This window comes from Ralstonia flatus (assembly GCF_958439105.1).
GTDB lineage: Bacteria > Pseudomonadota > Gammaproteobacteria > Burkholderiales > Burkholderiaceae > Ralstonia > Ralstonia flatus.
The window spans coordinates 194,401-220,370 of sequence record NZ_CAUDLI010000006.1 but is presented as its reverse complement, the minus strand read 5'-3'; the positions used below and the strand labels follow the sequence as shown (position 1 = coordinate 220,370).

Genomic DNA, 25,970 nt, shown 5'->3' with positions numbered 1-25,970 from the left:
GCCGCACATAGAGGAAAAGCATGGCCACCATCCTCGTTGTCGACGACGAAATGGGTATCCGGGAGTTGCTCTCCGAAATCCTCGGAGACGAAGGGCACGTTGTTGAAGTCGCCGAGAACGCGCAGCGCGCGCGCGAATACCGCGCGAACGCAACGCCCGACCTCGTCCTGCTCGATATCTGGATGCCGGATACCGACGGCGTGACGCTGCTCAAGGAATGGGCGTCGCAAGGTCTGCTGACCATGCCCGTCATCATGATGTCGGGCCACGCCACCATCGACACTGCTGTCGAAGCGACCAAGATTGGCGCGCTGAATTTCCTGGAGAAGCCCATCGCGCTGCAGAAACTGCTGACCGCGGTGGAGCAGGGCCTGTCGCGCAGCAAGGAAAAGCCGCGATCCGCAGCACCGACTGCCGCACCGGCGGCCGGGCAGGCAGGGGCCGCACCCAACGCCGCAGCAGCGGGTGCGCCGGCCGGGCCTGATCGCACCGATATCAATGGCGTACAGACCCGCGCAGCCGAAGGCGGCGGCATGCAGTTCTCGTTCGACATGCCGCTGCGCGAAGCGCGCGACCTGTTCGAGCGCGCGTACTTCGAATATCACCTGCAGCGCGAAGGCGGCAGCATGACGCGCGTGGCCGAAAAGACCGGCCTGGAACGGACTCACCTGTACCGCAAGCTCAAGCAACTGGGTGTCGAACTCTCGCGCAACAAGGGCGAGCCGGCGGCCTGATCATCAAAGTGCTCGGAGGTACTTGACGACTGGGCGCACACCCTGTCATACTTGCCTTTCTTTGCTTGGCCCGGTAGCTCAGTTGGTAGAGCAGCGGATTGAAAATCCGCGTGTCGGTGGTTCGATTCCGCCCCAGGCCACCAAAATTCTTCGCCCTTCAAGATCAATCGATTTTGCAGGGCAACAAAAAAGGCCTCCTCGCGAGGTCTTTTTTCATTTCTGCGACGCCGTTCGCGCGTCCTCGTCATCTCCCCATTTGCCGCGCCAGCCGCCGATCTGCGGCGCAGTGTCGCACGCACAAAAAATGTACCCGAGCCTCTTGACGCAGCGCAGCTTAGGGTATACCTAGCGGCGCAAACTGCGCCAAACTGTCGCAGGTCTCGGTATAGTGACTCAACGCTATCAAGCGGCAAGCACAAGGAGATTCTCCATGGCACTCGTTGGCACCGGTCACCACCACTTTCATTTCCACGCTTTCGACGGCATCAGCCGCAAGACGCGGTTGACGTGGTTGCGCAATGCCGCGGCGCTAACGTGCCTGATGGCGCTTGTCGCGGCCATGTGGGTGGGCGGCAATCTGTCGGCCCTGACGCACACGCCGCTCATGAGCGGGGTGTCATCGATAGGCGCGGTGATGATTCTGGCCTGCACGTGCATGGCACTGAGCCTGCTGGGGCTGATCGGCGCCGGCTTCTTCCAACTGCGCATGGAGCAGCTCGACGCGCCTGCAACCTGAGACGCACGCATCACACGCACGACGGAGGCTTCGGCCTCCGTTTTTGTTTGCCTAGACGGCCGCATTCCTGGGATGCGGCCGTTTTTGCTTTCGCCCACAGCAGTGAGGTCAATCCGCTCTTGACTCATTTGTTTCAATTACGTAGTTTACGAAACAGTTGAATCAATTCGGCCACCTCATGACGTTCGATGGGCTCATGCAAACGCTGCGCGACCGCGCCGGCGATTTGTCTCCGCAACTGCAGCGCGCCGCCATGTTGCTGGAAACGCACCAGCACGACATCGCCCTGCTCTCGATGCGGGATTTTGCGCGCCGCTGCGACCTGCCGCCGGCCACGTTTTCGCGCCTGGCACGCGCGCTGGGCTTTGACGACTTTGCGGCGCTGCGCGACATCTGCGTGAACCACCTGCGCCAGCAAGCCGATGGCTTTACCGGCCGGGCCAACGCGCTACAAGGCGACGACGCAGCAGGCGCATCGGAGGCCGAGCGCATCGGCATGGCAATCGGCGCGCATGTGCAGTCGGCGTTTTCGCCGGCCAACCTGGCAGCGCTGGAGACCGTGGCCAGCGCCCTCTGCAAGGCGCGCCGTGTCTTCCTGCTGGGCGCCCGCAGTTGCCTGGCGCTGACGCATGCATTCGGCTATGCCGCGCAGCTGTTCGACGACAAGGTCACGCTGTGCGCCGGCAGCGGCAACACGCTGGCCGACCCGCTGCGCTTTTGCGGCGAGGGCGACATCGTCGTGGCCGTGACGTTCGATCCGTACACGCGCGAGGTCGTCGAAGCGATGCAGTACGCGCATGCGCGCGGGGCGCGCCTCGTATACGTGACCGACAGCGCGATCGCCCCTGGCGCTGAACTGGCGTGGCAGCACCTCGTCGCGCCCGTCGCCATTCCGTCGTTCTTCCATTCGCTGGCCGCGCCGATGGCGCTGCTCGACGCGCTGCTGATGACCTGGTTCCGCCACGCCGGGCCCACCGCGCTCGCCCACCTGGCCGACAGCGACGCCCAGCTCAAGCAACAAGCCGCCTACGTGCGCAGCGCCCGCCGCAGTGAAGCGGCTGTCGCCGTGCCGCCCACCCAACGTTGACCCCGCCGAGACCGCCCATGACACCGTCCACCACATCCGTCTTCCACCGCGACCCGCGCAAGACGCTGCCCACCGCAGTCGGCGGCGAGGGCATGACCCTCATCGACTCCGACGGCAAGCGTTACCTCGACGCTTGCGGCGGCGCCGCCGTTTCGTGTCTCGGCCATGGCCACCCGCGCGTGGTCGACGCCATCTGCAAGCAGGTGCGCGCGCTGGCGTATGCGCACACATCGTTCTTCACCACGGACGTGGCGGAAGAACTGGCCGCGCGCCTGGCCGCGGCGGCGCCGGGCGATCTGGACCACGTGTATTTCGTCTCCGGCGGTTCGGAAGCAATCGAAGCGGCGCTGAAACTCGCACGCCAATACTTCGTTGAAATCGGCCAGCCGCAGCGCCGGTACTTCATCGCGCGGCGTCAGAGCTATCACGGCAACACGCTGGGTGCACTGGCGATTGGCGGTAACGCATGGCGCCGCGAGCCGTTCCTGCCGCTGCTGGTGCCGGCTCACCATGTTTCGCCGTGCTATGCGTATCGCGAGCGTCTGGATGGCGAGAGCGACGCGCAATACGTGCAGCGCCTGGCCGACGAGCTGGACGCGAAGATCGTCGAACTCGGCGCCGAAAATGTCGCGGCCTTCGTCGCAGAAACCGTGGTGGGCGCCACGGCCGGCGCGGTGCCGCCGGTGGGCGATTACTTCCGCAAGATGCGGGCCGTGTGCGATCGCCACGGCGTGCTGCTGCTGCTCGATGAGGTGATGTCCGGCATGGGACGCACCGGCTACCTCTTCGCATGCGAGGAAGACGGCGTGGTGCCCGACATGATCGCCATTGCCAAGGGCCTGGGCGGTGGCTATCAGCCGATCGGCGCAACGCTGGTGAACCGCCGCATTGTCGACGCGATCACGAACGGCAGCGGCTTCTTCCAGCATGGCCACACCTACATCGGCCACGCCACGGCATGCGCGGCGGCGCTGGAAGTGCAGAAGGTCATCGCAGAAGAGAACCTGCTCGCCAATGTCCAGGCGCGCGGCGAACAACTGCGTGCAGCGCTGCACGCGCGCTTTGCCGACCACGCACATGTGGGCGACGTGCGCGGCCGCGGGCTGTTTGTCGGCGTGGAACTGGTGGCGGATCGCGCGACCAAGGCGCCGCTGCCGCCTGCCCGCAAGACGCACGCACGCGTGAAGGCCGAAGCCATGCAGCGCGGCCTGATGGTCTATCCGATGGGCGGCACGATCGACGGCCAACGCGGCGACCACATCTTGCTCGCACCGCCGTTCATCGCCACCGCACAGGACATCGACGCCATCGTCGAACGCCTGGGCGATGCCGTTGACGCCGCCACCGCCGCCACGCTGGAGGCCGCGTGGTAACTCAGCCCATCACCATCGCCGTTGCACCCAACGGGGCGCGCAAGACGCACGCCGATCACCCCGCATTGCCGATCACGCCCGACGAACTGGCCGCCTGCGCGCGCCAATGCGTGGATGCTGGTGCCGCCATGCTGCATCTGCATGTGCGACGCCCCGACGGCACGCACAGCCTGGAGCCTGGCGACTACCGCCCGGCCATCGCTGCCGTGCAACGCGCCGTGGGCGACGCGCTGGTGATCCAGATCACCACGGAAGCCGTCGGCATTTACACGCCCGAACAGCAGATGACATCGGTGCGCGCGCTGCAGCCGGAAGCGATTTCCGCCGCGCTGCGCGAGCTGGCGCCCGATGCCGCGCACGAGGCGGAAGCCGCGCGCTTCTTTGGTGAGCTGGCCGCGGCGCGCACGGCCATCCAGTACATCCTGTATTCCGCCGACGACGTGGTGCGCTACCGCGACCTGCGCACACGCGGCGTGTTGCCCGACACGCCGCACTGGGTGCTGTTCGTGCTCGGCCGCTACAGCGCGGGGCAGCGCTCCGACCCCACCGACCTGCTGCCGTTCCTGCAGGCGTGGGCTGACGGCGGCGACGTCACCGCCAACGTGCCCTGGGCGATGTGCGCGTTCGGCCCGCGTGAAGCCGAATGCGCGCTCACCGCAGCGCTGCTCGGCGGCCATGCGCGCCTGGGATTCGAAAACAACATGGCCCTGCCCGACGGCAGCACAGCGCCCGACAACGCAGCGCTCGTCACCAACCTGCGACGGCATCTCGAGGCGCTGCACCGGCCGCTGGCCAGCGCCGCAGAGTTGCGTAGCTGGTTCGGCCGTTAAGACGTTCCGCATTCATCGCCACGAAGCCAAAGCACAGACGGCCGCAACACAACAGGCCGCGCACCACAACCATTGGAGGAAGTATGCGTTTGACCACCCGCTGTATCCGGATCATCCCGCTTGCGCTGACGAGCCTGCTCGCGATCGGCGCGCAGGCGCAGGCACTCGACGGCACGCTCAAGAAGATCCAGGACAGCAACACGATCCTGATCGGCGTGCGCGAATCGTCGATTCCGTTTTCTTACCGCGACAGCAAGAACGAGATCGTCGGTTTCTCGGCCGATCTCTGCTCCCGCGTGATCGACGCCGTCAAGAAGAAGACGGGCAAGCCCAATCTCGACATCAAGCAGATTCCCGTGACCTCCCAGAACCGGACGTCTCTGGTGCAGAACGGCTCGGTCGATCTGGAGTGCGGCGTGACCACGCACCTGAAGTCGCGCGAGCAGCAGACTGCTTTTTCGACGACCTTTTTCATCGCCGGCACGCGCCTGCTGACCAACGTGAAATCCGGCGTGAAGGATTTCCCCGACTTGGCGGGCAAGTCGGTTATCACCAACGCGGGCACCACGTCGGAACGCATCCTGCGCAAGATGAACGACGAGAAGAAGATGAACATGAACGTGATCAGCGGGAAGGATTACGGTGAATCGTTCCTCACGCTGCAGAGCGGCCGCGTGGCGGCGTTCATGATGGATGACGTGCTGCTGGCCGGCGCACGCACGCTGGCGCAGAAGCCCGACGACTGGGTCGTGACCGGCACGCCGCAGTCGTTCGAAGCGTACGGCTTCATGCTGCGCAAGGACGATCCCCAGTTCAAGAAGCTGGTGGACGACACCATGACCGGCGTGATGAAGAGCGGCGAGATCAAGACGCTCTACGCCAAGTGGTTCGAAAAGCCGGTGCCGCCCAAGAACCTGAACTTCAACTTCCCGATGAATGATCAGTTGAAGGCGCTGTACGCGAACCCGAACGACACGCCGTTCGAGTAAGCGCACCGAGCGGCATTACGCCACCGTCCGGGCCAACGCGGCGCGCTCTGCCTGCAGGATGCGCGCCGCCAACAGGTGGCCGGCGGCCCACTGCCCGGACTCGGCGGCGCCGTCCGTCCACGGGCTGCCAAGATAATCCCCCGCCAGCACGATCCGGCGATCACGCCCGAGCGTGGCGCGATACGCCGCAATGGCACGCGCGCGGCCGACGGGCGATCGCGGCTCGGCCGCTGCCCAACGCTGCACGTGTGCCGACACCACTGCGCGCTCCAGACCGGGCAAATGCGCTGCCATTGCCTCGGTGGCGAAGCGGATCAGCATGGCATCGCTCTGCGGCATGGAGCGCGTCGCGGCCTGCTCGCCAAACATCGCACAAACGATGGGACCATCGCCTCGCCCTGCACCGTGTTGAAACGTCAGCGCCGCCAAAGGGCCGCCCTCCACGGGCGAATAAAGCGCGCCATACGCCTGCGCGAATGCCTTCGGTGCCGACCATGAAGGGGAGAGGCCCAGCGCCACGTGGATGCTCGGCGCGTACGTCGCGTCGAGGACTGCGGCCTCGCCCAGCGACGGACGGGGCAACCACGCCCGCGTTGCATGTGCAGGCGTGGCGAGCACCGCGCCGTCGGCGTTGATCCAGTCTCCGTTGACACACAGCCGCACGCCATCGGGGGTTTCGACAACCTGTTCGACGTTGGCGCCGTAACGCACATCGAGCGACGCGGCCATCGCGCGCGGCAGCGCCTGCCAGCCGCCTTCGACGATCAGCGTGTCTGCGCCGCGAAATGCGCCGAGCGCGGCCAGCAACGCTCGCGAGGTCCCTTTCAGCCGGTGAAAGTACAGACCGTGCACCATGGGTTCGAAGACGTACCGCGTGGCACCGCCGCCGAACACGCGTGTGGCCCAGTCGTGTGCGTCGGCGTCGTCGAATGCGGCCAGGCTGGCGTAGTGATTGGGGTCAATGCCGCGCGCCTCCCGCGCTGGGGCAAAGCCGCCTCGCAGCATCTGCCATGTTTCGCCCCAGGTGAGTTGGCCGGTAGTGGCAAGCGTCCAAGGGCGTTTGGAATGCACGGCACGGAAGTCCTGCCCTCGCTCCAGCGCCGCCACGGCCGAAGTCTTGTGCAGCCGTGAGGACAACCCCGCCTCGTGCAGCAGCGGCAGCACGTGGCGATATCGCGACGACACGAACTGCGCGCCGCATTCGATGGTGTATCCGTGAAACGGCACGCTGAGGATGCGGCCGCCGGGCGCGCGCGCCGCCTCGAATACTGTGACGGCGCAACCCGCGCGCTGCAGATGCCGCGCAGAGTTCAGTCCCGCAATGCCCGCACCGACTACGATGAAATGTCGCATGGCCAAAAGGTGAATGGTGACGCGACTTACAATACCGGCCGGCCGCGCACCATACACAGCCTGTCAGTTTCTGCACGAGGACACCGCCATGCCCAGAACCACCCGCACGCGCTGGATCGAAGCCGGTTTCGAACTGCTCGACATGTATGGCGCGGACGGGGTCTCGGCCGAGCGCCTGGCGCGCCGTCTGAACGTGACGCGCGGCGCGTTCTATCACCACTTCAGCAGCCGCAACGACTACGTGCGCAGCCTCCTGGCCGAATGGGAACGCGCTTATACCGGCAGCATCCTTTCGCTCGTCAAACCCGACGACACCGCCGAGACACTCCTCATGCGCTACCTCGACGTGGCCGCATCGATGCATCCGGGGCGCGAAGTCGCCATCCGCGCGTGGGCCATGCGCGAGCCGCTGGTGGCGGAATATCTCGAACGCGTCGATTCGCAGCGGCTGGCCTTCGCCACACAACTGTGCGGCTTGCACGGAGGCGCGCCCGACGACGCCGCATTCTGGGGCCGCATCGCCCACCTCTGCTTCATCGGCACGCAGCAGACCACGGCCCGCCCCGACCCTGAGGCGTTCCGGGCGTTCTTTCTGAAGTTGTTTGCGATCTCGCAACGGCTGGCCGTGCCAGCCTAGCCGTCGGACCTAGCCGTCGGATCTAGACGCCGGCCTGCGCAACTGCCTCGATGCGCGCCTGATGCACGGCCTGCTTGATGTGTGCCGGGTTGTCGGCGTAGCGCTTGGCGACGGCGCCGGCATCGATGGACAACGCAGCCGCCAGCGCGCGCAGCAGGCGTTCCGTCTGCGGATAGCTGCGGTCTTCAAACCCGAGCCGGCCACGTGCGTCGGCCTCGCACGCCTGCAGGGCCTGACGGAAACGGTCCGGCTTGCGCAGCGCATCGCAACGCTCGAGCAAACGCACCAGCGCTGCGGCATCGAAGCCATCGCAGCGATGGATGTTGCCGTGCTCGCGCGCCACCACCAGCGCCAGCTCGCGGCACTCGGTCGGCACGCGCAGGCGCTGGCACACCGCTTCGATCAACGGCAGGCTGCGCTCTTCGTGGCCGATGTGGCGGGGCAGGATGTCGTCGGGCGTGGTGCCCTTGCCGAGGTCGTGCACCAGCGCGGCAAAGCGCACCGGCAACGACGTCGCCATCGCTGCAGCGGTTTCAATCACCATCATGGTATGCACGCCGGTGTCGACTTCGGGGTGATAGTCGGCACGCTGCGGCACGCCCCACAGCCGGTCGAGTTCCGGCAGCAGGCGCACCAGCGCCCCGCAGTCGCGCAGCACGGCAAACATGCGCTGCGGGTGTGCCTCCATCAGGCCGCGCGCAATCTCCTGCCACACGCGCTCGGGCACCAGCGCATCGACTTCGCCGTCCTGCACCATGCGCTGCATCAGCGCGTTGGTTTCGGGCGCGACATGGAAGTCGGCAAAGCGCGCAGCAAACCGCGCCAGTCGCAGGATGCGCACCGGATCTTCCATGAACGCATCCGACACATGCCGGAACGTGCGCGACGCCAAGTCTGCCTGTCCCCCGTACGGATCGACGACGGGGCCGACGAGCGCGCCGTCTTCCGCCACACGCTGCGCCATCGCATTGATGGTCAGGTCGCGGCGGATGAGGTCGTCTTCGAGCGTGACGTCCGGCGCGTAGTAGACCGAGAAGCCCTTGTAGCCGGCAGCCGTCTTGCGCTCGGTGCGGGCAAGCGCGTATTCGGCATGCGTCGCGGGATGCAGGAAGACCGGAAAATCCTTGCCGACCGCGCGAAAGCCACGTGCCTCCATGGCTTCCGGCGTGGCGCCGACCACAACGTAATCCCGGTCCTGCACGGGCAGCCCGAGCAGCGCGTCACGAATGGCGCCGCCCACGGCATACACCTCCAGCCCATGCGTGGCCGGATCGACGATGGCTTCAGTCTGCGCTGCGCGTTCCGTCATTGATTGGCGGCATGGTCGGCAACAACCAGCGTGTCTTCGTCCGGCGCGGTGCGATACGGCTCGTCGTCGGCGAGGAAGTCATGCTCGGCGCGCGCACCGTCGATCCACTCCTGCATGGCGGGCAGATTGAGGATGTAGTCGGCATAGGCCTTGGCGGCTTCAGGCAGACGCACGCCGTACGTGGCGAAGCGGCTGACCACCGGCGCATAGAACGCATCGGCCACCGTGAAGTGACCGAACAGGAAGGGGCCTTCGGCCGCGTACTTCTGGCGCAGCTCGATCCAGATCGTGGCAATGCGGTCGATGTCACGCTGCACGGCCACGTTCCAGCCCATGCCGGGCAGCACGGCCGTCACGTTCATCGGCATGTTGTTGCGCAGGTTGGTGAAGCCGCTGTGCATTTCAGCGCAGACCGAGCGGGCGTGTGCACGGGCCTTCGGATCGGCCGGCCACAGTTGTGCGCGCGGAAAACGCTCGGCGAGCGTCTCGCAGATGGCGAGCGAATCCCACACCGTCATGTCGCCGTCCACCAGCACCGGCACACGGCCCGCCGACGAGTAGCGACGAATCTCGGTGGAAAACCCTTCGACAAAAAGACGCACGCGAATCTCTTCGAACGGAATGCCGGCCTGCTTGGCGAGCAGCCACGGGCGTAGCGACCACGACGAATAGTTCTTGTTGCCGATGACCAGTTTCATGATTCCCGTCCTTGGAGAGTGCACTGCAATTGTTGTGGGAGCCCGCCAGCATCGCGCGGGAATGCCGGGCGCTCTAGTTTTGTTGTATCGGAAGCGGCGAGCGGCAGCGCGAAGGCGAACGAACCATTCTAGCCTTGCGCTGCACCGCCACAAAATGAAACGGATTGGCCACGGTTGTGAAGCCGATTCACAAACGACGCAAATCCTCCGCGTTTCCGTAGCGGCTAGCGATGGATCCGCGTACGTGCAGCACGCAATCCGCGGTCCGGCCCAAAGCCGGCCAGGGCGGGCAGCATCACGGCCTCCATGCCGAGCGGGTGGATGCCGAGTTCCGGCGCGACCGGTTCCATGCTGACGTTGTCCACGCGCATGGAGTCGAGGTTGTCCCGCGAGATCGGTGCGCCCGGCAAATGCTCGAGCAGCGCGGCCTGCATGCGGCCCAGCCCTTCCGGAAGCGGCACGATCCAGCGCGGATGGCCGCTGGCACGTCCGGCAAATCGCATCAGTTCCGCCAACGTGTAGATGCGCGGCCCCACCAGCGGATACGCGTGCCGGATCGTCGCCGGCTTTTTGAGCGCGTTGATGAACGCGGCTGCCACGTCATCCACGTACACGGGCTGGAAGCGCGCATCGGCACAGGCCAGCGGCACAAACGGCGCCATGCGCTGCATGCTCGCAAACAGATTCAGGAAATGGTCCTGCGGACCGAACACCACCGAGGGGCGGAACACCGTCCAGTCAAGCTCGCTGTTCATGACCACGCGTTCGCCATCGCCCTTGCTGCGCAGGTACATCGACGGGCCGGCCGGATCGGCGCCCAGCGCGCTCATGTGCAGCAGCCGGTTCACGCCATGGCGTCGGCATGCGGCGACGATGCGGCGTGGCAGATCGACATGCACCCGCTGGAAATTCGGGCCGTACGGCATGTCGCGCGCGTCCTGCAGTACGCCGACGAGATTGATGACGGCGCAGTGCTCGCCGCCGCGCTCGGTCAGCGCCAGGAACAGCGCGTCGAGGGCGTCGTCGGCGTAGATGTCGGCATCCATCACGTCGACACGCGGCAGCAGCGTGAGGTTGTGCGCGCGGGCCGACTCAGGATCGCGCGTGGGCACGATCATGCGGCCTTCGGGCAGGCCCGGCGCAGAAAATGTCTCCGTCACGAGCCGCGACAGCAACTGCGAGCCAATAAAACCGGTACCGCCAAAGATGAGCAGATTGGAGGGCTGCATGGAGGCATCTCCAAGACGGGTGGGGGGCAACACCACAATACATCCCGAACGGGATTGCCCCCAAGGTATGTCGACGCAGCGTGCTGCGTGCGGCACAACTGTGCGTCAGCCAGCGCACGCGCCCATGAAAAACGCCCGCGTTGCGGCGGGCGTCGGCGGACAACGGGAGGCCGATCAGGCGCTCAGGGCAGGTCGTCCGGCGTGACCGATTCGGGCACCACCTTGCCCAGGCGATCCTTCAACGACTGCGGCCGACCGGTCAGCAATGCGCTGTAGTACGTCGCGTTCGACAGCACGTTTTTCACATACGTGCGCGTCTCGTTGAACGGGATCGTCTCGGCGAAGATCGCGCCTTCCACCGGCCGCGTGAGCGTCGAGCGCCAGCGTTTCGGGCGGCCAGGGCCGGCGTTGTAGCCGGCGGTCGCCAGCGTGACGGAGCTGTCCAGATTCGTCAGGATCATCGACAGGTAGGCCGTACCCAGCAGCACGTTGGTATCGATGTCGCTCATCTGCGAAACGCGGAACCCGGGCAGGCCGATCTTCTTGGCGATGTGCTTGGCGGTTTCCGGCATCACCTGCATCAGGCCAGAGGCGCCCACCGACGAACGCGCATCCATGATGAAGCGCGATTCCTGGCGGATCAGGCCGTAGGCCCAGGCAATGTCCAACCCCACGGCGTCGGCGTTGCGCTGGACCACATTGAGATACGGCGTCGGGAAGCGCAGCGCGAAGTCGTGCTCGGTCTTGGTCTTGTCCGCCGAATTGACGGTGCGATCGAGCAAGCCGAGCTTGCGGCCATATTCGGCCGCGGCCAGCAACTCGCGGTCGCTCATGTTGCGCAACTCCCAGTTCCACTCGCGGTTGCCTTCGAAGCGCAGATTCAGGTCGTACAGCTTCTTGGCACGCCCAAAGCCCGGGTGGTTGCGGCCCATCACGTCGATCTCGGCATCGGTCACGGTCGTGCGCGGCGGCACGGTGATGCGCTGACCGAGTTCTTCCTGCGCCAACTGGCCATAGAAGTTGAACTGGCCGGCAATCGACTGGAACTGCTGGCGGGCTTCGTCGTTGCGATTGTCGGCCTTGAGCGCGCGGCCGTACCAGTACGTCCAGGCGGGGTCCCGATCGCGCAGGGAGGGGCGCATTTTCTCAACGGCCTGACGCACCATCTTCCAGTCCCCGGCGCGCAGAGCCGCGCGCACGCGCCACTCCTGCGACTCGTCGGAAAGGTAGGCATCGCCGCCGAGCGTCAGCTGGCGACGGTAGGCGTCCAGCGCATCGGGCGTCTGCTTCTTGGCGGCGTACTGGCCAATGACGCCCCAGCCCGCGCCTTGCTCTTCGCGCGACAGGCTGCCGGTTTGCGCCAGCAGATACGCCGTCGCCTGCGACGGATCGTTGCGCGCCATGCGCGTCACGTTGGCCAGCGTGTCGTTGTCCACACGATCGCCGTCGGGCAGCACCGCGGCAATGCGCGAGGCCTGCGTGACCAGGTTCTGCTCCAGCGACAGCCGCGCCGCAAAAGCCACGTCCGCACGGGTGAACTGCTTGGACTGCGCCAGATAGCCGATCAGGTCGACACAGCCTTCGCCATAGCCCTTCGGGTCCGACAGCGTGTTGCGTGCTTCGGCGACCACGTTCTGGCCCTTCATCGCGCGCGAGAGCAGGGCATAGCACTCGACCTGCGTGTCGTCCTTCAGCACGAAGTTCGGGTACTCGGCGTCGAAGGTCGCCCAATCGCGCTTCTTGCCCAGCACGAGCAGCCAGTCGTTGCGCAACCGGTCGGCAATCGCCTCGCCCTTGTAGCGTTGCAGGAACGAGCGGATCTCATCTTCCGGCGCGTCGGTACGCGCATAGCCGCTGGCATCGAACAGCTGTGGCTTGATGCGGAAATACTGCACGTAAGACTGGATCGGGTAATCGGACAGGCTGTCGGCCAGCTCCCAGCTGCGCGACACATCGTTGCGGCGCGAAGCGTTGCGCAGCTCGACAAACGCATCGTCCGGATTGGCCGGAATGCCCTGCGGCGCCTGGCGCTTTGCAGCCACCGCCAGCGGCGTCGGGCCGACCACGCTCATGCCCACCACACCCGCAAAAGCCAGCGCGACCGCGCGATATACTGCCTTGGCCTTCAATGTCATCTCCTGCCCCATCCAATCACTGTTAGGTCTGCCGAATTATCCCATGTCAGCCTTAGGGAACCCGCACGATCCGGCCAATCCCACCACGCCCATCGAATCGCGCCGCACGCTGCGCACCATGTTGCTCGATGCACGCGCCGCGCTGCCGGACCGCATTGCCCACGATGCCGCGCTGGCGCATCACCTGGCCGGGTTGCTGAACGCACTGCCCATCCAACGCCTGGCCGCCTACTGGCCAACGCAGGGAGAGTTCGATGCGTTGACCGTGCTGGGCCACTGGTTGGCGGCCGACGCCACGCGCCATGCACTGCTGCCTGTAGTGACTGACAAATTCTCGCCCTTGCAGTTTCGGCGATGGACGCCCGATTGTGAAATGACGCCCGGCGCGTACAACATCCCCATCCCCCGCTCGGGCGAGATGGAAACGCCCGATGCCTTGCTGATCCCGTGCGTGGGCTTTGACGCGCAGCGCTACCGCATCGGCTACGGCGGCGGCTTCTACGACCGCACACTCGCTGCGTTGCATGCCGCCGGACACCGTCCGCGCACGATTGGCGTGGCGTACGAAGTGAACCGCGTGGAATCCATCGCACCGCAATCGCACGACATCGCGCTCGACTGCATCGTCACCGAGCGCGGCGCGTTTTAATCCGCCACAGGAAACCCATGTCCCACACGCTAAAAACCGTTGCCGACCTCGAAGCCGTGTACGGCGCTCCGAACCCGCGTTCGCTGCTCAAGGAGATCGACCACCTGAACGCCGACTACCGCGCGTTCGTGGAGGCTTCGCCGTTTATCGTGCTGTCGTCCGTGGGTGCCGGCGGCACCGATGCCTCGCCCAAGGGCGATGCGCCGGGCTTCGTCCGCATCCTGAACGAACGGCTGCTGGCGATTCCCGACCGGCCCGGCAACAACCGCATCGACAACCTGCGCAATATCGTCGAAGACGGGCGCGTGTCGGTGCTCTTCATCGTGCCGGGCGTGGGTGAAACCTTGCGCGTGAACGGCACGGCCACCATCTCGGCCGATCCGGAATTGCTCGCGTCATTTGCGGTGCAGGAGAAGCTGCCGCGCAGCGTGATCCTCGTGCAGGTGCAGACGGTGTACTTCCATTGCTCGAAGGCGCTGGTGCGCTCAAAGCTGTGGGAACGCGGCGCGCAGGAAACCAAGCCGGCCGTGCCCACCGCAGGCAAGATCCTGCAGCACATCAGCGGTGGTGCGTTTGATGGAGAGGCCTACGATCGCGAGTTGCCGGAGCGGCTGAAGACCACGCTGTACTGAGTGTTCAGCGCTTGGCGACCTTCTTTGCTGCGGCCTTCTTGGCAGGTACTTTCTTGGCGGCGGCCTTTGTGGTCGCCGTTGTCCTTGTTGCTGGCTTTGCTGCCTTGGGCGCCTTGGCAGTCTTTGCTGCGGCGCGCTTCGGCTTGGCGGCCTTGGCATTGGCGTCACGCAGCGCGGCTTCAATGGCCAGCCGCGCCCAGTCGCGCAATGGCTGCCCACCGTCGAGCGCCTCTGCCGGCGTGCTCAGGTAGCCCGTCATGCTGATGGTGCGGCCGTTGCGCTCGTAACTGAACGGCGTGCATTTTTCAGCAAGGAAACGTTCGCGCGTGAGGTCGTCCACGCGCAGGTAAGACGTGCCGCGCAGCACCAGCGCAAACACGATGTCGTCGTAATACAGCGCCGCGCCGCTGAACATCCGGCGCGCGCGAATCTCGCCGATCTGCGCCGCCAGCGGCCGGAGTTCGTCAAGCAACCAGGCGATCAGCGGATCGGGTGCGGCAGCCATGACGATCTCCTTTGCTGTGCGCGTTCTCTTTACAGGCCCAGTCGCTGCCAGATCGCCCGCGTGGAGCCGGCGGCGTTGAGCGTGTAGAAGTGCAGGCCCGGCGCGCCGCCTTGCAGCAGGCGGTCGCACATGGCCGTCACCACGTCCAGGCCGAACGCGCGAATCGATTCACGATCGTCGCCAAAGCCTTCGAGGCGCTTGGCGATCCAGCGCGGCACTTCCGCACCGCACATCTCGGAAAAGCGCATCAGCTGCGACGAATTCGTGATCGGCATGATGCCGGGCACGATGGGCACTTCCACGCCGAGCTTGCGTGCATCGTCGACGAACTGGAAGTACGCGTCGGCGTTGAAGAAGTATTGCGTGATGGCGGAGTCCGCACCGGCCTTGACCTTGCGGGCGAAGTTCTCCAGATCGTGCCGCGCCGAGCGCGACTGCGGGTGGTATTCCGGATACGCCGCCACTTCGATGTGGAACGCCTCGCCGGTTTCCTGGCGGATGAACTCGACCAGCTCGTTGGCGAAGCGGAATTCACCGATCTCGCCCATGCCCGACGGCATGTCGCCGCGCAGCGCGACGATGCGGCGGATGCCGTGTTCGCGATACGTATTGAGAATGCCGCGGATGCTCTCGCGCGACGAACCCACGCACGACAGGTGCGGCGCCGCTTCGACGCCTTCGCGCTGGATTTCCACCACGGCGTCGAGCGTGCCCTGTTGCGTGGTGCCGCCCGCGCCGAACGTCACGGAGATGAAGCGCGGCTTGAGCGGCGAGAGCTGCGCGCGCGTGTTGCGCAGCTTCTCGGCGCCTTCCGCCGTCTTGGGCGGGAAGAATTCGAAACTGAATTGACGGTCTTGCATGACAGAAACCTTAAGCCTCGCGCAGCAGCAAGCTCGAGAGAAGCCACGAGATCACGCTGTACAGGATGGAGCCCAGCAGCGCGGCGCCAAAGCTGGCCACCTGAAAGCCCGCCAGCAGGTTGCCGACAAACAGGAACAGCAGCGCGTTGATGATGAAGATGAACAGCCCGAGCGTGAGCAGCGTCACCGGCAGGGTGAGGATCACCAGAATCGGGCGGATCAGCGTGTTGACCAGACCCAGCACGAGCGCCGCGATCAGCGCGGAGCCGAAGCCGTTGACGTGGATGCCTTTGAGCAGATAGGCGACAAGAAGCAACGCCAGCGCGTTGATGACCCAGACAGCGAGCAGTCTCATGGAGGAGTCCTCGGTTGGAGAGCCGGCGGCGGGGAGTGCCGCCGGCAGGTACGGCTTAGTAGCGGTAGTGGTCAGCCTTGTACGGGCCTTCCTTCTTCACGCCGATGTACGCGGCCTGTTCGTCCGTCAGCTCGGTCAGTTGCGCATTCAGCTTCTTCAGCTGCAGGCGCGCGACCTTCTCGTCCAGGTGCTTGGGCAGCGTGTAGACGCCCACCGGATACTTGTTCGAGCCCTTCACCGCTTCGGTCCACAGTTCGATCTGCGCGATGGTCTGGTTGGCGAACGAGCTGCTCATCACGTACGACGGGTGGCCCGTGGCGCAACCCAGGTTCACCAGGCGGCCCTTGGCCAGGATGATGATCTTCTTGCCGTCGGGGAAGATCACGTGATCGACCTGCGGCTTGATCTCTTCCCACTGGTACTTCTCGACGGACGCGATGTCGATCTCGTTGTCGAAGTGGCCGATGTTGCAGACGATGGCCTGGTCCTTCATCTTGGCCATGTGGTCGTGCGTGATGACGTGGTAGTTGCCCGTGCAGGTCACGAAGATGTCGCCGTGCTCGGCGGCGTAATCCATCGTCACCACGCGGTAGCCTTCCATGGCGGCCTGCAGCGCGCAGATCGGGTCGATTTCGGTCACCCACACTTGCGCCGACAGTGCGCGCAGTGCCTGTGCCGAACCCTTGCCCACGTCGCCGTAGCCGGCCACGACCGCCACCTTGCCGGCGATCATCACGTCGGTCGCGCGCTTGATGCCATCGACCAGCGATTCACGGCAGCCATACAGGTTGTCGAACTTGCTCTTGGTCACCGAGTCGTTCACGTTGATGGCCGGGAAGCGCAGCTCGCCGCGCTGGGCCATCTGGTACAGGCGATGCACGCCCGTGGTGGTTTCTTCGGTCACGCCCTTGATGGCGTCCAGGTTGCGGCTATAGAACGTGGCGTCCTTGGCCAGCTTTTCCTTGATGGCGGCAAACAGGAAGGTCTCTTCTTCGCTGCCCGGCTTGGCGATCACGGAAGCGTCCTTCTCGGCGCGGGCGCCCAGGTGCAGCAGCAGCGTTGCGTCGCCGCCGTCGTCCAGGATCATGTTCGGCGTGCCGCCGTCGGCCCATTCGAAGATGCGGTGGGTGAAGTCCCAGTATTCCTTGAGCGATTCACCCTTGAACGCGAACACCGGCGTGCCCGAGGCGGCGATCGCGGCGGCCGCGTGGTCCTGCGTCGAGAAGATGTTGCACGAGGCCCAGCGCACGTCGGCGCCCAGTGCCTTGAGCGTCTCGATCAGCACGGCGGTCTGGATCGTCATGTGCAGCGAGCCGGCAATGCGCGCGCCCTTGAGCGGCTGGCTGGCGGCAAATTCCTCGCGAATCGCCATCAGGCCGGGCATTTCGGTCTCGGCAATGGCGATTTCCTTGCGGCCCCAGTCGGCCAGCTTGATGTCGGCGACAAGGTAATCGTGTTTCAGTTCGGTGACAGCGTTCATTGGATCACTCCGGAAAAGATGGGTGACCGCACGCGGGGAGATGACCACTGAGACGGGGCCCATGCTGGGGCCCCGGATAGATGCGTTCTCGCCATCGTGTCAGCCACGATACTGCGAGCGCCGTTTGAACTTCCGAGCCTGGCGGTTGGGGCAGTGCCCACCCGTTGCAACGCTCCTCGGAATGGGCTGGATTGTAGCGGATTCGGCCGACCGCCACCACGGCAGTTCATTGCTCCAGCAGCATGTTCAGCATCCGTTGCGGATTCGCCAAAAAGTCGCGCGTGACCTGAAAGTGCTCGGTCTCCTCATAGGCGATGCGCCGAATGCCGTCTCCGTCACATTGATAGATCCACGCATCGGGATAAGCCATCAGGATCGGCGAGTGGGTGGCGATCACGAATTGGCTTTCCGCCTGCACCAGGTCATGCAGACGCGTGAGCACCGCCAACTGTCGTTGCGGTGACAGCGCCGCCTCGGGTTCGTCGAGCAGGTACAGGCCGTTCGGGCCGAAGCGGTTCATCAACAGGGCCAGAAACGATTCGCCGTGCGATTGCGCATGCAGCGACCGACCGCCGTAGGAATCGATCACGCGCCCGCCCAGCCCCGGCTCTTCATCCATCTGCTGGATGTTGGTGGCCACATTGAAGAAGCTCTCGGCGCGCAGGAAGAATTCGGTGCGCGGCTTGCGAAAGCCCCGTGCAATGCGCAGATGCGCGTGCAGCTCGGAGTGCGACGCGTGCGTGCTGAAGTTGAAGTTGCGCGAGCCGCCCTCGGCGTTGAAGCCGAGCGCCACGGCAATCGCCTCCATGAGCGTGGATTTGCCCGAGCCGTTTTCCCCCACGAGGAACGTGACCTTGGGATGCAGCTCCAGCGTCTCGAGCGCGCGCACGGCGGGCAGGCTGAACGGATAGGCGTCGAAGGCGGCAACGGTGTCGCGCCGCAGCGTGACGTGGCTGACGAACTGGCGGGTGAGCATGGTCGCAAGCAGGCAAGCGAAGGTGCTGGCATCGTAGCGCGGCAGCGCCCCGGATGCGCGTGCCAATGCAGGGCCTGCGCGCAGGGAACCGCAACGCGGTAGCGCGGCTCACGCAGCGGTGTCAATCCGTTGTCACATTTGAACCTTGCGATCCGGTTAGGAAGTGGTGCACCCGCATCACGGATGTGCAACACGCGGCCACCAAAGTGCCGGGCATCGTTCAGGGAGCCAACGATGCACAACCACAAACTTACGAAGTACGCCGCCGCCGTGGCAGCCGCCCTCGCCATGGCAGCGTGCGGCAGCGACGGCACGTCCAGCAACGCCGGCACTGCCGCGCCGGATGCCGGCACGCCCACCACGCCCGCCAAGAACGTCGTGTTCTTCCTGGGCGACGGCATGGGCCTGACCACCATGACCGCCGCGCGCATCTACAAGGTGGGCGAAGACGGCGAACTGACCATGGATACGCTGCCGGAAACCGGCTTCGTGCGCACGTATTCGAACAACGCGCAGGTAACCGACTCCGCGCCGTCGATGTCGGCCTACATGACCGGCGTGAAGATGAACAACGAGGTCATCTCGATGTCGCCCGACACGATGGCCTATGACGCGGGCGGCAAGGATTACATCTCCGGCGCCGACAGCACCTGCCCCAGCGGCAACGGCAAGCCCGTCACGACGCTGCTCGAACTGATGAAGGCCGCGGGCTACGGCACGGGCGTGGTCACCACCACGCGCATCACGCACGCCACGCCGGCCGCCACGTATTCGCACATCTGCCACCGCGACGGCGAGAACACCATCGCCGCGCAGCTCACGCCGGCTGGCAAGGGCTTCAACGCCGCGCTGGGCGATGGCGTGGACGTCGTCTTCGGCGGTGGCCGCAAGCACTTCCAGCCGACTACCGCAGGCGGCGCGCGCACCGACGGCCGCGACCTGATCGCCGAACTGAAGGCCGGCGGCTACCGCTATGCCAGCAACAAAGCCGAATTCGACACGCTGCAACCCACCGACGGCAAGGTCGTCGGCCTGTTCACCAGCAGCCACATGTCGTACGACCTGGATCGCGACCCGAGCAAGGAGCCGAGCCTGGGCGAGATGACCAACAAGGCCATCGACGTGCTGGCCGCCAAGAAGAAGGGCTTCTTCCTGATGGTGGAAGGCGGCCGCATCGACCACGCGCTGCACGAAACCACCGCCCGCAAGGCGCTGCAGGACACCGTGGCGTTCGACTCTGCCATCCGTGGTGCGATCGACAAGCTCAACACGATCGACCCGGGCCTGAAGAACACGCTGATCGTCGTGACGGCTGACCACGACCACACGCTCGTGCTCAACGGCTACGCCAAGCGCACGGGCCCGACCAGCGACAGCAACCCCGGCGTGCTGGGCCTGCTGAAGAACTACGTGACGGGCGCCAACGCCACCGACACGGGCGGCAACCCGTTCACGATCATCGGCTTCGGCACCGGCGAGAACCGCCCGGCCACGCGCGGCGCACTGACCGATGCCGCCGTGTACGACAAGAGCTACCACCAGGAAGCCGTGATCCCGGTTGCACCGGGCGGCGAAACGCACGGCGGCACCGATGTCTTCATCGGCGCACGCGGCCTGGGTGCCGAGCGCTTTACCGGCACGATGGACAACACCGAGGTCTTCGGCCTCATCAAGCAGGCCGTGGGTCTGTAAGAGGGAGAGGGCACATCATGAACACGCAATCGAACCGTATCCTGCGCGCCACGCTGCTGGCGCTGGCAGCCGGTGCCTGCGCCCAAGCGCACGCCGCCGGTGAAGCCAAGAACGTGATCTTCTTCCTGGGCGACGGCATGGGCCCGACCACCGTCACCGCCACGCGCATCTACAAGGTGGGCGAGGCCGGACGCCTGACGATGGAATCGCTCAAGCGCACGGCACGCATCAAGACGTACTCCAACGATGCGCAGACCACCGACAGCGCGCCGTCAATGTCGGCTTACATGACCGGCGTGAAGATGAACAACGAAGTCATCTCCATGTCGGCCGACACCAAGGCCAGCGATGCCGCCGGCAAGGGCTACGTGAACGGTGCAGACAGCACGTGCCCCGCCAACAACGGCACGCCCGCCGTGACGCTGCTGGAGCTGGCCAAGGCTGCCGGCAAATCGGTGGGCGCGGTGACGACCACGCGCGTCACGCACGCCACGCCGGCCGCCACGTACTCGCACATCTGCCACCGCGACGGTGAGAACCAGATCGCCGCGCAGGGCACGCCCGGCAACGCGCTGTACAACGCCGCGCTCAAGGACGGCCTGGACGTGCTGCTCGGCGGCGGCCGCCGTCACTACCTGCCGCAAGGCACGACGGGCAGCAAGCGCACCGACACGACCGACCTGATCGCCCAGTTCCAGGCGGCCAACTACACCTATGTGTCCACCGGCACGCAATTGGCGGCCGTCAACCCGGCCACCACGACCAAGCTGCTCGGCCTGTTCAACCTCGACCACATGAACTACGAGCTGGACCGCGTGAAGAAGAGCGTGGACGAGCCGAGCCTGGCGGACATGACCGAGAAGGCCATCCGCGTGCTGCAGAAGAACGGCAAGGGCTACTTCCTGATGGTGGAAGGCGGGCGCATCGACCACGCGCTGCACGGCACCAACGCCAAGCGCGCACTGGAAGATGCCGGCGCATTCGACGAAGCCATCAAGCGCGCGCTGGGCACGGCGGACCTGTCGAACACGCTGATCGTCGTCACGGCCGACCACGACCACACGATGACGATCAACGGCTACCCGCACAAGGGCAACCCGATCCTGGGCCTGTCGACCGACATCAAGACCAAGCAGCCGCAACTGGCCGCCGACGGCCAGCCTTACACCACGCTGGTGTTCGGCAACGGCGGCACGCCGCGCAAGGCCACGCGCGACAACCTGGCCTCGGTCGATACGGCTGCAGACGATTACCTGCAGGAAGTGGGGGTGCAGCTCGGCACGCCTGGATCGGAAACGCACGGCGGCGGGGATGTGATGCTGTTCTCCTCTGGTCCGGGCAGCGCACCGCTGAAGGGCACGCTGGACAACACGAAAGTGTTCGGCGTGGTCAAGACGGCCATGGGCCTCTGATTCCTGCGTTTCCATTGACGCGCATGCCGAAGTCATCGGCATGCGCTTTTTTTGTTTTGGTTTTCCCGACTTCGATTCGCATGACCCGATCTGCTCGTTTTCTACTTTCGTTCGCCCTCACCGCACTTGCCGGCATGGCGCAGGCTGCCGGCCCGGCCACGCTGACCGCCTTGCGCGTCGAACACCAGATGTCATCGCTCGGCACCGACGGCATCCAGCGCGACGTCCGCTTTGCCGAGCGCGTCTATCGCCAGGGCGACCGCGTCTGGATCGCCCGCGAACTGCCGCCCGCTTCGGCGCACGCGGAGCACGACCACGCCAACGCCCACGCCGGCCACAAGCACGCCGATACCGACACCGCCCCGCGCTGGATCGAACGCGACGCCAAGGGCGCGCTGACCGTGCGCGTGGTGAGCGAATCCCAGCAGAAAAACTACGCCGTGGAACCGGCGGAATATTCCAACATCGGCTTCGACGGCTCGTGGGCGACGGCGTATCACCTGCTCGACCCAGCCGCACTCAAGGGCATGCGCGCCGAAGGCCCGGTACGCAACGGCGTGCAGACCTACCGATCGACGCAGGGCGAACGCACCGTCACCGTCGATTGGGACGTGGCCGGCCAATACCCGCGTCGCGTGGAATCGCGCAACGCCACCGGCACGCAACGCAAGCTCACGCGCGTGACGGCGTTGCCCGCCCCCGCCGCCGCACCGTGGGAACGCGCCCAGCGCTACGCCGCCGCCGACTACACCGACCTGATGGACTGACGCACCACCGTCTGCGGCCGGGGCGCAAGGCAAAAAGCCTCGCGCTCCACACCCGGACACCCGATCGCCGGGGTCCAAGGCCCGTGCTCCGCTCTCCGAGCTTCAAATTTTCGACCTCGGAGGGCGGCCTTCCACGCTCCAACCCTCACGCTCCAGCCTCGGAGGGTGGCGAACGGTGCTCGGAGCCCCGCGCGCGGCTCTCCAAGAGCCAACAAAACGGTGCTTTGACAGCGGTGCGCCGCCCTTTGAGCCTCGCGTTCGACCCTCGCGGGGTGACAGTCCACGGTTTGGGCCTCGTGATCGAGGGTCAGGGCGTCGCGCTCCACGGTCTGAGGCTCGCATTCGGGCCGAAAACGATCGCCGCTCACGTTTTGAGCCTCGCGCCCGAGCCAAAAACCGTCGCACTCCACGGTTTTCGCTTTGCGCTTGGCCCTGAAACAGCCGCCTTCCGGGCTCAGAGGCCGGCGCGTCGATCCGGCCGTGATAGCGCTATAGTGCGAAACACCCCCCCAAAACATTCGCACGACATGACGATCACCGACCCGACCCTCGCTGCGTTTGCCGCTCCCGCCTCGCACGTGCCGCGCGTACTCACCATCGCTGGTTCGGACAGCGGCGGCGGTGCGGGCATCCAGGCTGACCTGAAGACGTTTGCCGCGCTCGGCTGCTACGGCATGTCGGCCATCACGGCCATCACCGCGCAGAACACGCTGGGCGTGACGGCGGTGGAATCGCTCACCCCGGACATCGTTGCCGCACAGATCGACGCCGTGGCAAGCGACATTGGCGTCGATGCGGCCAAGACCGGCATGCTCGGCACGCCGCAGGTGGTGGAAGCCATTCTCTCGGCGCTGGACCGCCACCCCATCGCCAACCTCGTCGTCGATCCGGTCATGGTCAGCACCAGCGGCGCGCAGCTCGGCAGCGACGCCACGGTGCAGGCGATGGCGAAGTGGCTCTTCCCGCGCGCGTTGGTCGTCACGCCGAACCTGCCGGAAGCCAGCGCGCTGCTCGGCCGCGAGGTGCGCACCGCCGACGACATGCTGCCCGCCGCGCGCGACCTGCTGGCGCTTGGGCCCCGCGCCGTGTTGCTCAAAGGTGGGCACCTGAGCGCCACGTCCACCGCCGGTGAAGACGGCGTGCTGCAAGATGTGCTCGTCACCGCTGAAGGCACCGAGCGCGTCTACGCGCATACCTACATCGACACGCCGCACACGCACGGCACGGGCTGCACGTTGTCCGCCGCCATTGCCGCCCACCTCGCGCGCGGCGATGCGCTGGAAGTCGCCATCGAAGCCTCGCTCGATTACCTGCTGCATGCCATCGGTGCCGGCCGCCACCTGGCGCTTGGGCGGGGCGCCGGTCCGTTGAACCACGGATTCGCGCCGCGGCCGCTCGCCGCACCGCGTTCGCTCGAAGTGGATGTCGAGGAAGACTGATCAGGAGCTGCCATGAAACGCCTGCCGCTCATGCTGGTTCGCTGTCTTCCGCTCGCTGCGCTGTGCGCGTTGCTCGGTGCCTGCAATGGCTACATCAGCCTGGGCTCGCCCATCGGCAGCGCCTTCTCGATTGGCGGGACGTTGTCCGGGCTGCCCGGCGGCCAGTCGATCGTATTGCTCAACAACGGCCGCGATTCGCTCACGCTGGCCGCCAACGGCCCGTTCGTGTTTGGCGGGCTGGTGCCGTTCGACGGCAGCTATGTGGTGACGATCAGCTCGCAGCCCGCGTCGGCCAACTGCGTGGTGACGAATGGCAGCGGCACGGTCAATGGCGATGTGAACAATGTGCTGGTGACGTGTCAGGCGCGCTGAACCTGTCTCGTACCGGGCTCATTGAACGTTGGCCTTATTGCCGTCGGTCCGCTCCCCAAACCACGCCCAGTACGCCCGGTTCTCGCCTCGTGCGCGCGGCCAGTACGTTACGGACGGCTTGGGTTGCCAGCCCGGCGGCGGGCCAATCAGCACTGCCCAGCTGTCGGTGGAATCGGCCACGCTGGTGACGACGGCACTCTTGCCGCTCTGGTCGGCATACGCCGCCGCAAACGCGGCATTGACGGCAAAGCTGGCTGCCCGCGCCGGTCCCTCCATGTGCTCCGCCACGCTATACACGTTGGCAATCTGGTCGAGGTCCGGCCACTGCTGGTAAATAGCGGCGCGCAACGGCCGCATCAAGGAAGTGACATTGTCGGCATGCTTTGGCACGTCGTAGTAGACGCGCTCGACCGGGTGCTGCTTTGAGGCCTGTGCTTGCACGGCTTGCATGAGACCGGTCCACGCGCCGCCGGGATTGGCGGCCTTGTTGCCGATGGCGCCTTGGTGCTGATGCGGGGTGTAGATCGAGGCCAGTGCTGTGTAGCCCCAGTCGGCGCTCGGGTGGCCGAGGATCAGCAGGGCCGTGTTTTCGTTGGTCTGCTCGCCCATGGGGTAGTTGGGCGCGTCTACGTTCCATACCCAGGCCAGCTTGTCAGGGTGGTGCGCCAGGAACTTGAGCGCATCTTGCAGGTTGTAGAAGCCGACGTTGGTGTCGCCTGCCGACACGGTGACGTTGGGTAACCTGCCTTCGGGGTTGAGCAGCATGCTCCTGGCTTGTGAGTCCCGCGCAATTTCATGAAACACAAGGCGGCGCACCGCGAGCAGTGACAGAGTGCATTCGCCAATGATCATGGACGGAAGGACGCGGGTACCACGCACAGTGTTCCCCTCCCGGTCTTTGTGCAGCGTGACCCAGTAGTCGCGCATGCGTTCTTCAGCGTGAGCAGCGTCATAGGCAAGGTAGCTTGGAGCGGGCATGCCCATGGCTTTCTGTTCTTCGAGGAGGTCATCCAATTCGGAATTTTTCACATTCCCGTTGATGTACGTGGGTGTGTTCAACCATTCGCGCGGCAGTCCAAAGAACACGTTTGGGTCGAAGTAATTGGGGCGGCCGGTGCCCCGCTTGAGGGAATAGAAGTAGTTCGGGTTCTCAAGGTAGTCGTTAAAGGTGTTCAGCGGAGCAGTAATCAAATCGCTTAACGCCGTGGCGAATTCATCTCGCTCCACGTGCGGTAAGTCTTCCAGCCGCAGGCGGCGAGGCACGCCACTAGTCACTTGCCCCACCGCATCGCCCAGCTTGAAGCGCTTCGCCTGCAGGTCGTCGTCATTGGGCTGTGCGAGCCCTTGTGCCCACAGCAGATTCCATTGGGTTGGGTAGTCCCGCCACATCAGCGGGTTAAGCCATTGCACCCCAAGCAGGACGGCGGCGGGGGCTTGGCCCTGATGACCTTGTTGTGCTTGCGTTTGCATGTGGGGCCAGGCGACGGGTTGGCGGTAGTAGGTTTTGTTATTGGGCATCTGGACTCCGGATTGACAGGCAGTAAGCAACAGGCAGGCGACGGCTAGCGCGTGGGTGGCAGCACGCCTGTAAGCGATGAGATGAAATGAATCGCGCATATGGGTTTCTCAGGCGTAGCGTGGTCCGTCTGGCGACGTGTGGTGGGCATCGTTCTCGTGTTGAGGCAAGGAACCGTTGTCGTAGACCACTTCTTCGCTGTAGT

General features: G+C 65.4%; 25 protein-coding genes, 1 tRNA gene and 1 riboswitch. Of the genes, 15 read left to right on the top strand and 11 right to left on the bottom strand.

The features are described from left to right. Positions 1-20: 20 nt before the first annotated feature. The 7 genes from R2676_RS15745 (at position 21) to R2676_RS15715 (ending at position 5,749) form a co-directional block, all read left to right on the top strand. Positions 21-734 (top strand): response regulator, encoded by a 714-nt coding sequence (locus tag R2676_RS15745; RefSeq protein WP_206273474.1) that lies wholly within the window; start codon positions 21-23, stop codon positions 732-734. 67 nt (positions 735-801) lie between these two features. Continuing rightward, positions 802-877: transfer RNA gene (locus R2676_RS15740), tRNA-Phe, on the top strand. 287 nt (positions 878-1,164) lie between these two features. Then, entirely contained in the window at positions 1,165-1,470 is a 306-nt protein-coding gene (locus R2676_RS15735) for a hypothetical protein (RefSeq protein ID WP_027678698.1), read from the top strand. A 178-nt stretch (positions 1,471-1,648) separates the two neighbouring features. Next, entirely contained in the window at positions 1,649-2,557 is a 909-nt protein-coding gene (locus tag R2676_RS15730) for a MurR/RpiR family transcriptional regulator (protein WP_206273473.1), read from the top strand. A 17-nt stretch (positions 2,558-2,574) separates the two neighbouring features. Further along, on the top strand, positions 2,575-3,930 hold the full coding sequence (locus tag R2676_RS15725) for an aspartate aminotransferase family protein (RefSeq protein ID WP_206273472.1): 1,356 nt from the start codon (positions 2,575-2,577) through the stop codon (positions 3,928-3,930). Then, positions 3,924-4,760, top strand: a complete 837-nt coding sequence (locus tag R2676_RS15720; RefSeq protein ID WP_206273471.1) for a beta-keto acid cleavage family enzyme — start codon at positions 3,924-3,926, stop codon at positions 4,758-4,760. Before R2676_RS15725 ends, R2676_RS15720 begins: the two co-directional genes overlap by 7 nt. An 83-nt stretch (positions 4,761-4,843) precedes the next feature. Next, positions 4,844-5,749 (top strand): glutamate/aspartate ABC transporter substrate-binding protein, encoded by a 906-nt coding sequence (locus R2676_RS15715; RefSeq protein ID WP_206273470.1) that lies wholly within the window; start codon positions 4,844-4,846, stop codon positions 5,747-5,749. Positions 5,750-5,764: 15 nt separating this feature from the next. Here the strand turns inward: R2676_RS15715 and R2676_RS15710 are convergent, their stop codons facing one another. Continuing rightward, a complete protein-coding gene (locus tag R2676_RS15710; RefSeq protein ID WP_206273469.1) occupies positions 5,765-7,102 on the bottom strand; it encodes a protoporphyrinogen/coproporphyrinogen oxidase in 1,338 nt (445 codons plus the stop codon). 88 nt (positions 7,103-7,190) lie between these two features. Between R2676_RS15710 and R2676_RS15705 the strand changes: the two genes are divergently transcribed. Then, the gene (locus R2676_RS15705) at positions 7,191-7,739 is read left to right on the top strand and encodes a TetR/AcrR family transcriptional regulator (protein ID WP_206273468.1); all 549 of its coding nucleotides are present in this window, start codon (positions 7,191-7,193) and stop codon (positions 7,737-7,739) included. A 22-nt stretch (positions 7,740-7,761) separates the two neighbouring features. Here the strand turns inward: R2676_RS15705 and R2676_RS15700 are convergent, their stop codons facing one another. The 4 genes from R2676_RS15700 to R2676_RS15685 all read right to left on the bottom strand — a co-directional run bounded on the left by R2676_RS15700 (position 7,762) and on the right by R2676_RS15685 (position 13,110). Then, a complete protein-coding gene (locus R2676_RS15700) occupies positions 7,762-8,994 on the bottom strand; it encodes a multifunctional CCA addition/repair protein (protein ID WP_410482498.1) in 1,233 nt (410 codons plus the stop codon). 50 nt (positions 8,995-9,044) lie between these two features. Further along, positions 9,045-9,746 carry a glutathione S-transferase family protein gene (locus tag R2676_RS15695; protein WP_206273466.1) on the bottom strand — a complete coding sequence of 234 codons (702 nt, stop codon included), beginning with the start codon at positions 9,744-9,746 and terminating at the stop codon, positions 9,045-9,047. A gap of 224 nt (positions 9,747-9,970) precedes the next feature. Next, entirely contained in the window at positions 9,971-10,975 is a 1,005-nt protein-coding gene (locus tag R2676_RS15690; protein ID WP_206273465.1) for a complex I NDUFA9 subunit family protein, read from the bottom strand. 182 nt (positions 10,976-11,157) lie between these two features. After that, a complete protein-coding gene (locus R2676_RS15685; protein ID WP_206273464.1) occupies positions 11,158-13,110 on the bottom strand; it encodes a lytic transglycosylase domain-containing protein in 1,953 nt (650 codons plus the stop codon). A gap of 43 nt (positions 13,111-13,153) precedes the next feature. Between R2676_RS15685 and R2676_RS15680 the strand changes: the two genes are divergently transcribed. Beyond that, positions 13,154-13,759 carry a 5-formyltetrahydrofolate cyclo-ligase gene (locus R2676_RS15680; protein ID WP_206273463.1) on the top strand — a complete coding sequence of 202 codons (606 nt, stop codon included), beginning with the start codon at positions 13,154-13,156 and terminating at the stop codon, positions 13,757-13,759. A 17-nt stretch (positions 13,760-13,776) separates the two neighbouring features. Continuing rightward, positions 13,777-14,391: a pyridoxamine 5'-phosphate oxidase family protein gene (locus R2676_RS15675; RefSeq protein ID WP_206273462.1), complete on the top strand. Its 615-nt coding sequence runs from the start codon at positions 13,777-13,779 to the stop codon at positions 14,389-14,391. A 4-nt stretch (positions 14,392-14,395) separates the two neighbouring features. On the opposite strand, the gene R2676_RS15670 is transcribed toward R2676_RS15675, so the two are convergent. The 5 genes from R2676_RS15670 to R2676_RS15650 form a co-directional block, all read right to left on the bottom strand. After that, the gene (locus R2676_RS15670; protein ID WP_206273461.1) at positions 14,396-14,896 is read right to left on the bottom strand and encodes a TfoX/Sxy family protein; all 501 of its coding nucleotides are present in this window, start codon (positions 14,894-14,896) and stop codon (positions 14,396-14,398) included. 29 nt (positions 14,897-14,925) lie between these two features. Then, complete coding sequence (metF, locus tag R2676_RS15665) at positions 14,926-15,756, bottom strand: methylenetetrahydrofolate reductase [NAD(P)H] (protein WP_206273460.1); 831 nt, start codon at positions 15,754-15,756, stop codon at positions 14,926-14,928. 10 nt (positions 15,757-15,766) lie between these two features. Next, positions 15,767-16,111: a phage holin family protein gene (locus R2676_RS15660; RefSeq protein WP_004628357.1), complete on the bottom strand. Its 345-nt coding sequence runs from the start codon at positions 16,109-16,111 to the stop codon at positions 15,767-15,769. A gap of 55 nt (positions 16,112-16,166) precedes the next feature. Then, complete coding sequence (ahcY, locus tag R2676_RS15655; protein ID WP_206273459.1) at positions 16,167-17,591, bottom strand: adenosylhomocysteinase; 1,425 nt, start codon at positions 17,589-17,591, stop codon at positions 16,167-16,169. 108 nt (positions 17,592-17,699) lie between these two features. Next, a riboswitch (S-adenosyl-L-homocysteine riboswitch) is annotated at positions 17,700-17,775 on the bottom strand. Between the two features lie 42 nt (positions 17,776-17,817). Continuing rightward, on the bottom strand, positions 17,818-18,567 hold the full coding sequence (locus tag R2676_RS15650; RefSeq protein ID WP_045205174.1) for an AAA family ATPase: 750 nt from the start codon (positions 18,565-18,567) through the stop codon (positions 17,818-17,820). 234 nt (positions 18,568-18,801) lie between these two features. Here R2676_RS15650 and R2676_RS15645 point away from each other — a divergent pair, with 234 nt between their 5' ends. The 5 genes from R2676_RS15645 (at position 18,802) to R2676_RS15625 (ending at position 24,249) form a co-directional block, all read left to right on the top strand. Then, on the top strand, positions 18,802-20,259 hold the full coding sequence (locus tag R2676_RS15645; protein WP_206273458.1) for an alkaline phosphatase: 1,458 nt from the start codon (positions 18,802-18,804) through the stop codon (positions 20,257-20,259). Positions 20,260-20,276: 17 nt separating this feature from the next. Beyond that, complete coding sequence (locus R2676_RS15640) at positions 20,277-21,671, top strand: alkaline phosphatase (RefSeq protein WP_206273457.1); 1,395 nt, start codon at positions 20,277-20,279, stop codon at positions 21,669-21,671. Positions 21,672-21,751: 80 nt separating this feature from the next. After that, positions 21,752-22,438: a hypothetical protein gene (locus R2676_RS15635; protein WP_206273456.1), complete on the top strand. Its 687-nt coding sequence runs from the start codon at positions 21,752-21,754 to the stop codon at positions 22,436-22,438. A gap of 527 nt (positions 22,439-22,965) precedes the next feature. Then, positions 22,966-23,877, top strand: a complete 912-nt coding sequence (gene thiD, locus R2676_RS15630; RefSeq protein ID WP_206273455.1) for a bifunctional hydroxymethylpyrimidine kinase/phosphomethylpyrimidine kinase — start codon at positions 22,966-22,968, stop codon at positions 23,875-23,877. Positions 23,878-23,889: 12 nt separating this feature from the next. Then, entirely contained in the window at positions 23,890-24,249 is a 360-nt protein-coding gene (locus R2676_RS15625) for a DUF4369 domain-containing protein (RefSeq protein ID WP_206273454.1), read from the top strand. Positions 24,250-24,267: 18 nt separating this feature from the next. Here R2676_RS15625 and R2676_RS15620 read toward each other — a convergent pair whose 3' ends face one another. Next, positions 24,268-25,866: a hypothetical protein gene (locus tag R2676_RS15620; RefSeq protein WP_206273453.1), complete on the bottom strand. Its 1,599-nt coding sequence runs from the start codon at positions 25,864-25,866 to the stop codon at positions 24,268-24,270. Positions 25,867-25,970 lie beyond the last annotated feature (104 nt).

Excerpts from the sequence above, each read along its gene's own strand:
- R2676_RS15680 (WP_206273463.1), top strand. The coding sequence starts at position 13,154 with ATGTCAGCCTTAGGGAACCCGCACGATCCGGCCAATCCCACCACGCCC.
- R2676_RS15705 (WP_206273468.1), top strand. The coding sequence starts at position 7,191 with ATGCCCAGAACCACCCGCACGCGCTGGATCGAAGCCGGTTTCGAACTG.
- R2676_RS15650 (WP_045205174.1), bottom strand. The coding sequence starts at position 18,567 with ATGCTCACCCGCCAGTTCGTCAGCCACGTCACGCTGCGGCGCGACACC.
- thiD (WP_206273455.1), top strand. The coding sequence starts at position 22,966 with ATGACGATCACCGACCCGACCCTCGCTGCGTTTGCCGCTCCCGCCTCG.
- R2676_RS15675 (WP_206273462.1), top strand. The coding sequence starts at position 13,777 with ATGTCCCACACGCTAAAAACCGTTGCCGACCTCGAAGCCGTGTACGGC.
- R2676_RS15645 (WP_206273458.1), top strand. The coding sequence starts at position 18,802 with ATGCACAACCACAAACTTACGAAGTACGCCGCCGCCGTGGCAGCCGCC.
- R2676_RS15625 (WP_206273454.1), top strand. The coding sequence starts at position 23,890 with ATGAAACGCCTGCCGCTCATGCTGGTTCGCTGTCTTCCGCTCGCTGCG.
- R2676_RS15635 (WP_206273456.1), top strand. The coding sequence starts at position 21,752 with ATGACCCGATCTGCTCGTTTTCTACTTTCGTTCGCCCTCACCGCACTT.
- R2676_RS15690 (WP_206273465.1), bottom strand. The coding sequence starts at position 10,975 with ATGCAGCCCTCCAATCTGCTCATCTTTGGCGGTACCGGTTTTATTGGC.
- R2676_RS15725 (WP_206273472.1), top strand. The coding sequence starts at position 2,575 with ATGACACCGTCCACCACATCCGTCTTCCACCGCGACCCGCGCAAGACG.
- R2676_RS15640 (WP_206273457.1), top strand. The coding sequence starts at position 20,277 with ATGAACACGCAATCGAACCGTATCCTGCGCGCCACGCTGCTGGCGCTG.
- R2676_RS15715 (WP_206273470.1), top strand. The coding sequence starts at position 4,844 with ATGCGTTTGACCACCCGCTGTATCCGGATCATCCCGCTTGCGCTGACG.
- R2676_RS15620 (WP_206273453.1), bottom strand. The coding sequence starts at position 25,866 with ATGCGCGATTCATTTCATCTCATCGCTTACAGGCGTGCTGCCACCCAC.
- R2676_RS15730 (WP_206273473.1), top strand. The coding sequence starts at position 1,649 with ATGACGTTCGATGGGCTCATGCAAACGCTGCGCGACCGCGCCGGCGAT.
- metF (WP_206273460.1), bottom strand. The coding sequence starts at position 15,756 with ATGCAAGACCGTCAATTCAGTTTCGAATTCTTCCCGCCCAAGACGGCG.
- R2676_RS15685 (WP_206273464.1), bottom strand. The coding sequence starts at position 13,110 with ATGACATTGAAGGCCAAGGCAGTATATCGCGCGGTCGCGCTGGCTTTT.
- R2676_RS15695 (WP_206273466.1), bottom strand. The coding sequence starts at position 9,746 with ATGAAACTGGTCATCGGCAACAAGAACTATTCGTCGTGGTCGCTACGC.
- ahcY (WP_206273459.1), bottom strand. The coding sequence starts at position 17,591 with ATGAACGCTGTCACCGAACTGAAACACGATTACCTTGTCGCCGACATC.
- R2676_RS15670 (WP_206273461.1), bottom strand. The coding sequence starts at position 14,896 with ATGGCTGCCGCACCCGATCCGCTGATCGCCTGGTTGCTTGACGAACTC.
- R2676_RS15710 (WP_206273469.1), bottom strand. The coding sequence starts at position 7,102 with ATGCGACATTTCATCGTAGTCGGTGCGGGCATTGCGGGACTGAACTCT.
- R2676_RS15745 (WP_206273474.1), top strand. The coding sequence starts at position 21 with ATGGCCACCATCCTCGTTGTCGACGACGAAATGGGTATCCGGGAGTTG.
- R2676_RS15660 (WP_004628357.1), bottom strand. The coding sequence starts at position 16,111 with ATGAGACTGCTCGCTGTCTGGGTCATCAACGCGCTGGCGTTGCTTCTT.
- R2676_RS15735 (WP_027678698.1), top strand. The coding sequence starts at position 1,165 with ATGGCACTCGTTGGCACCGGTCACCACCACTTTCATTTCCACGCTTTC.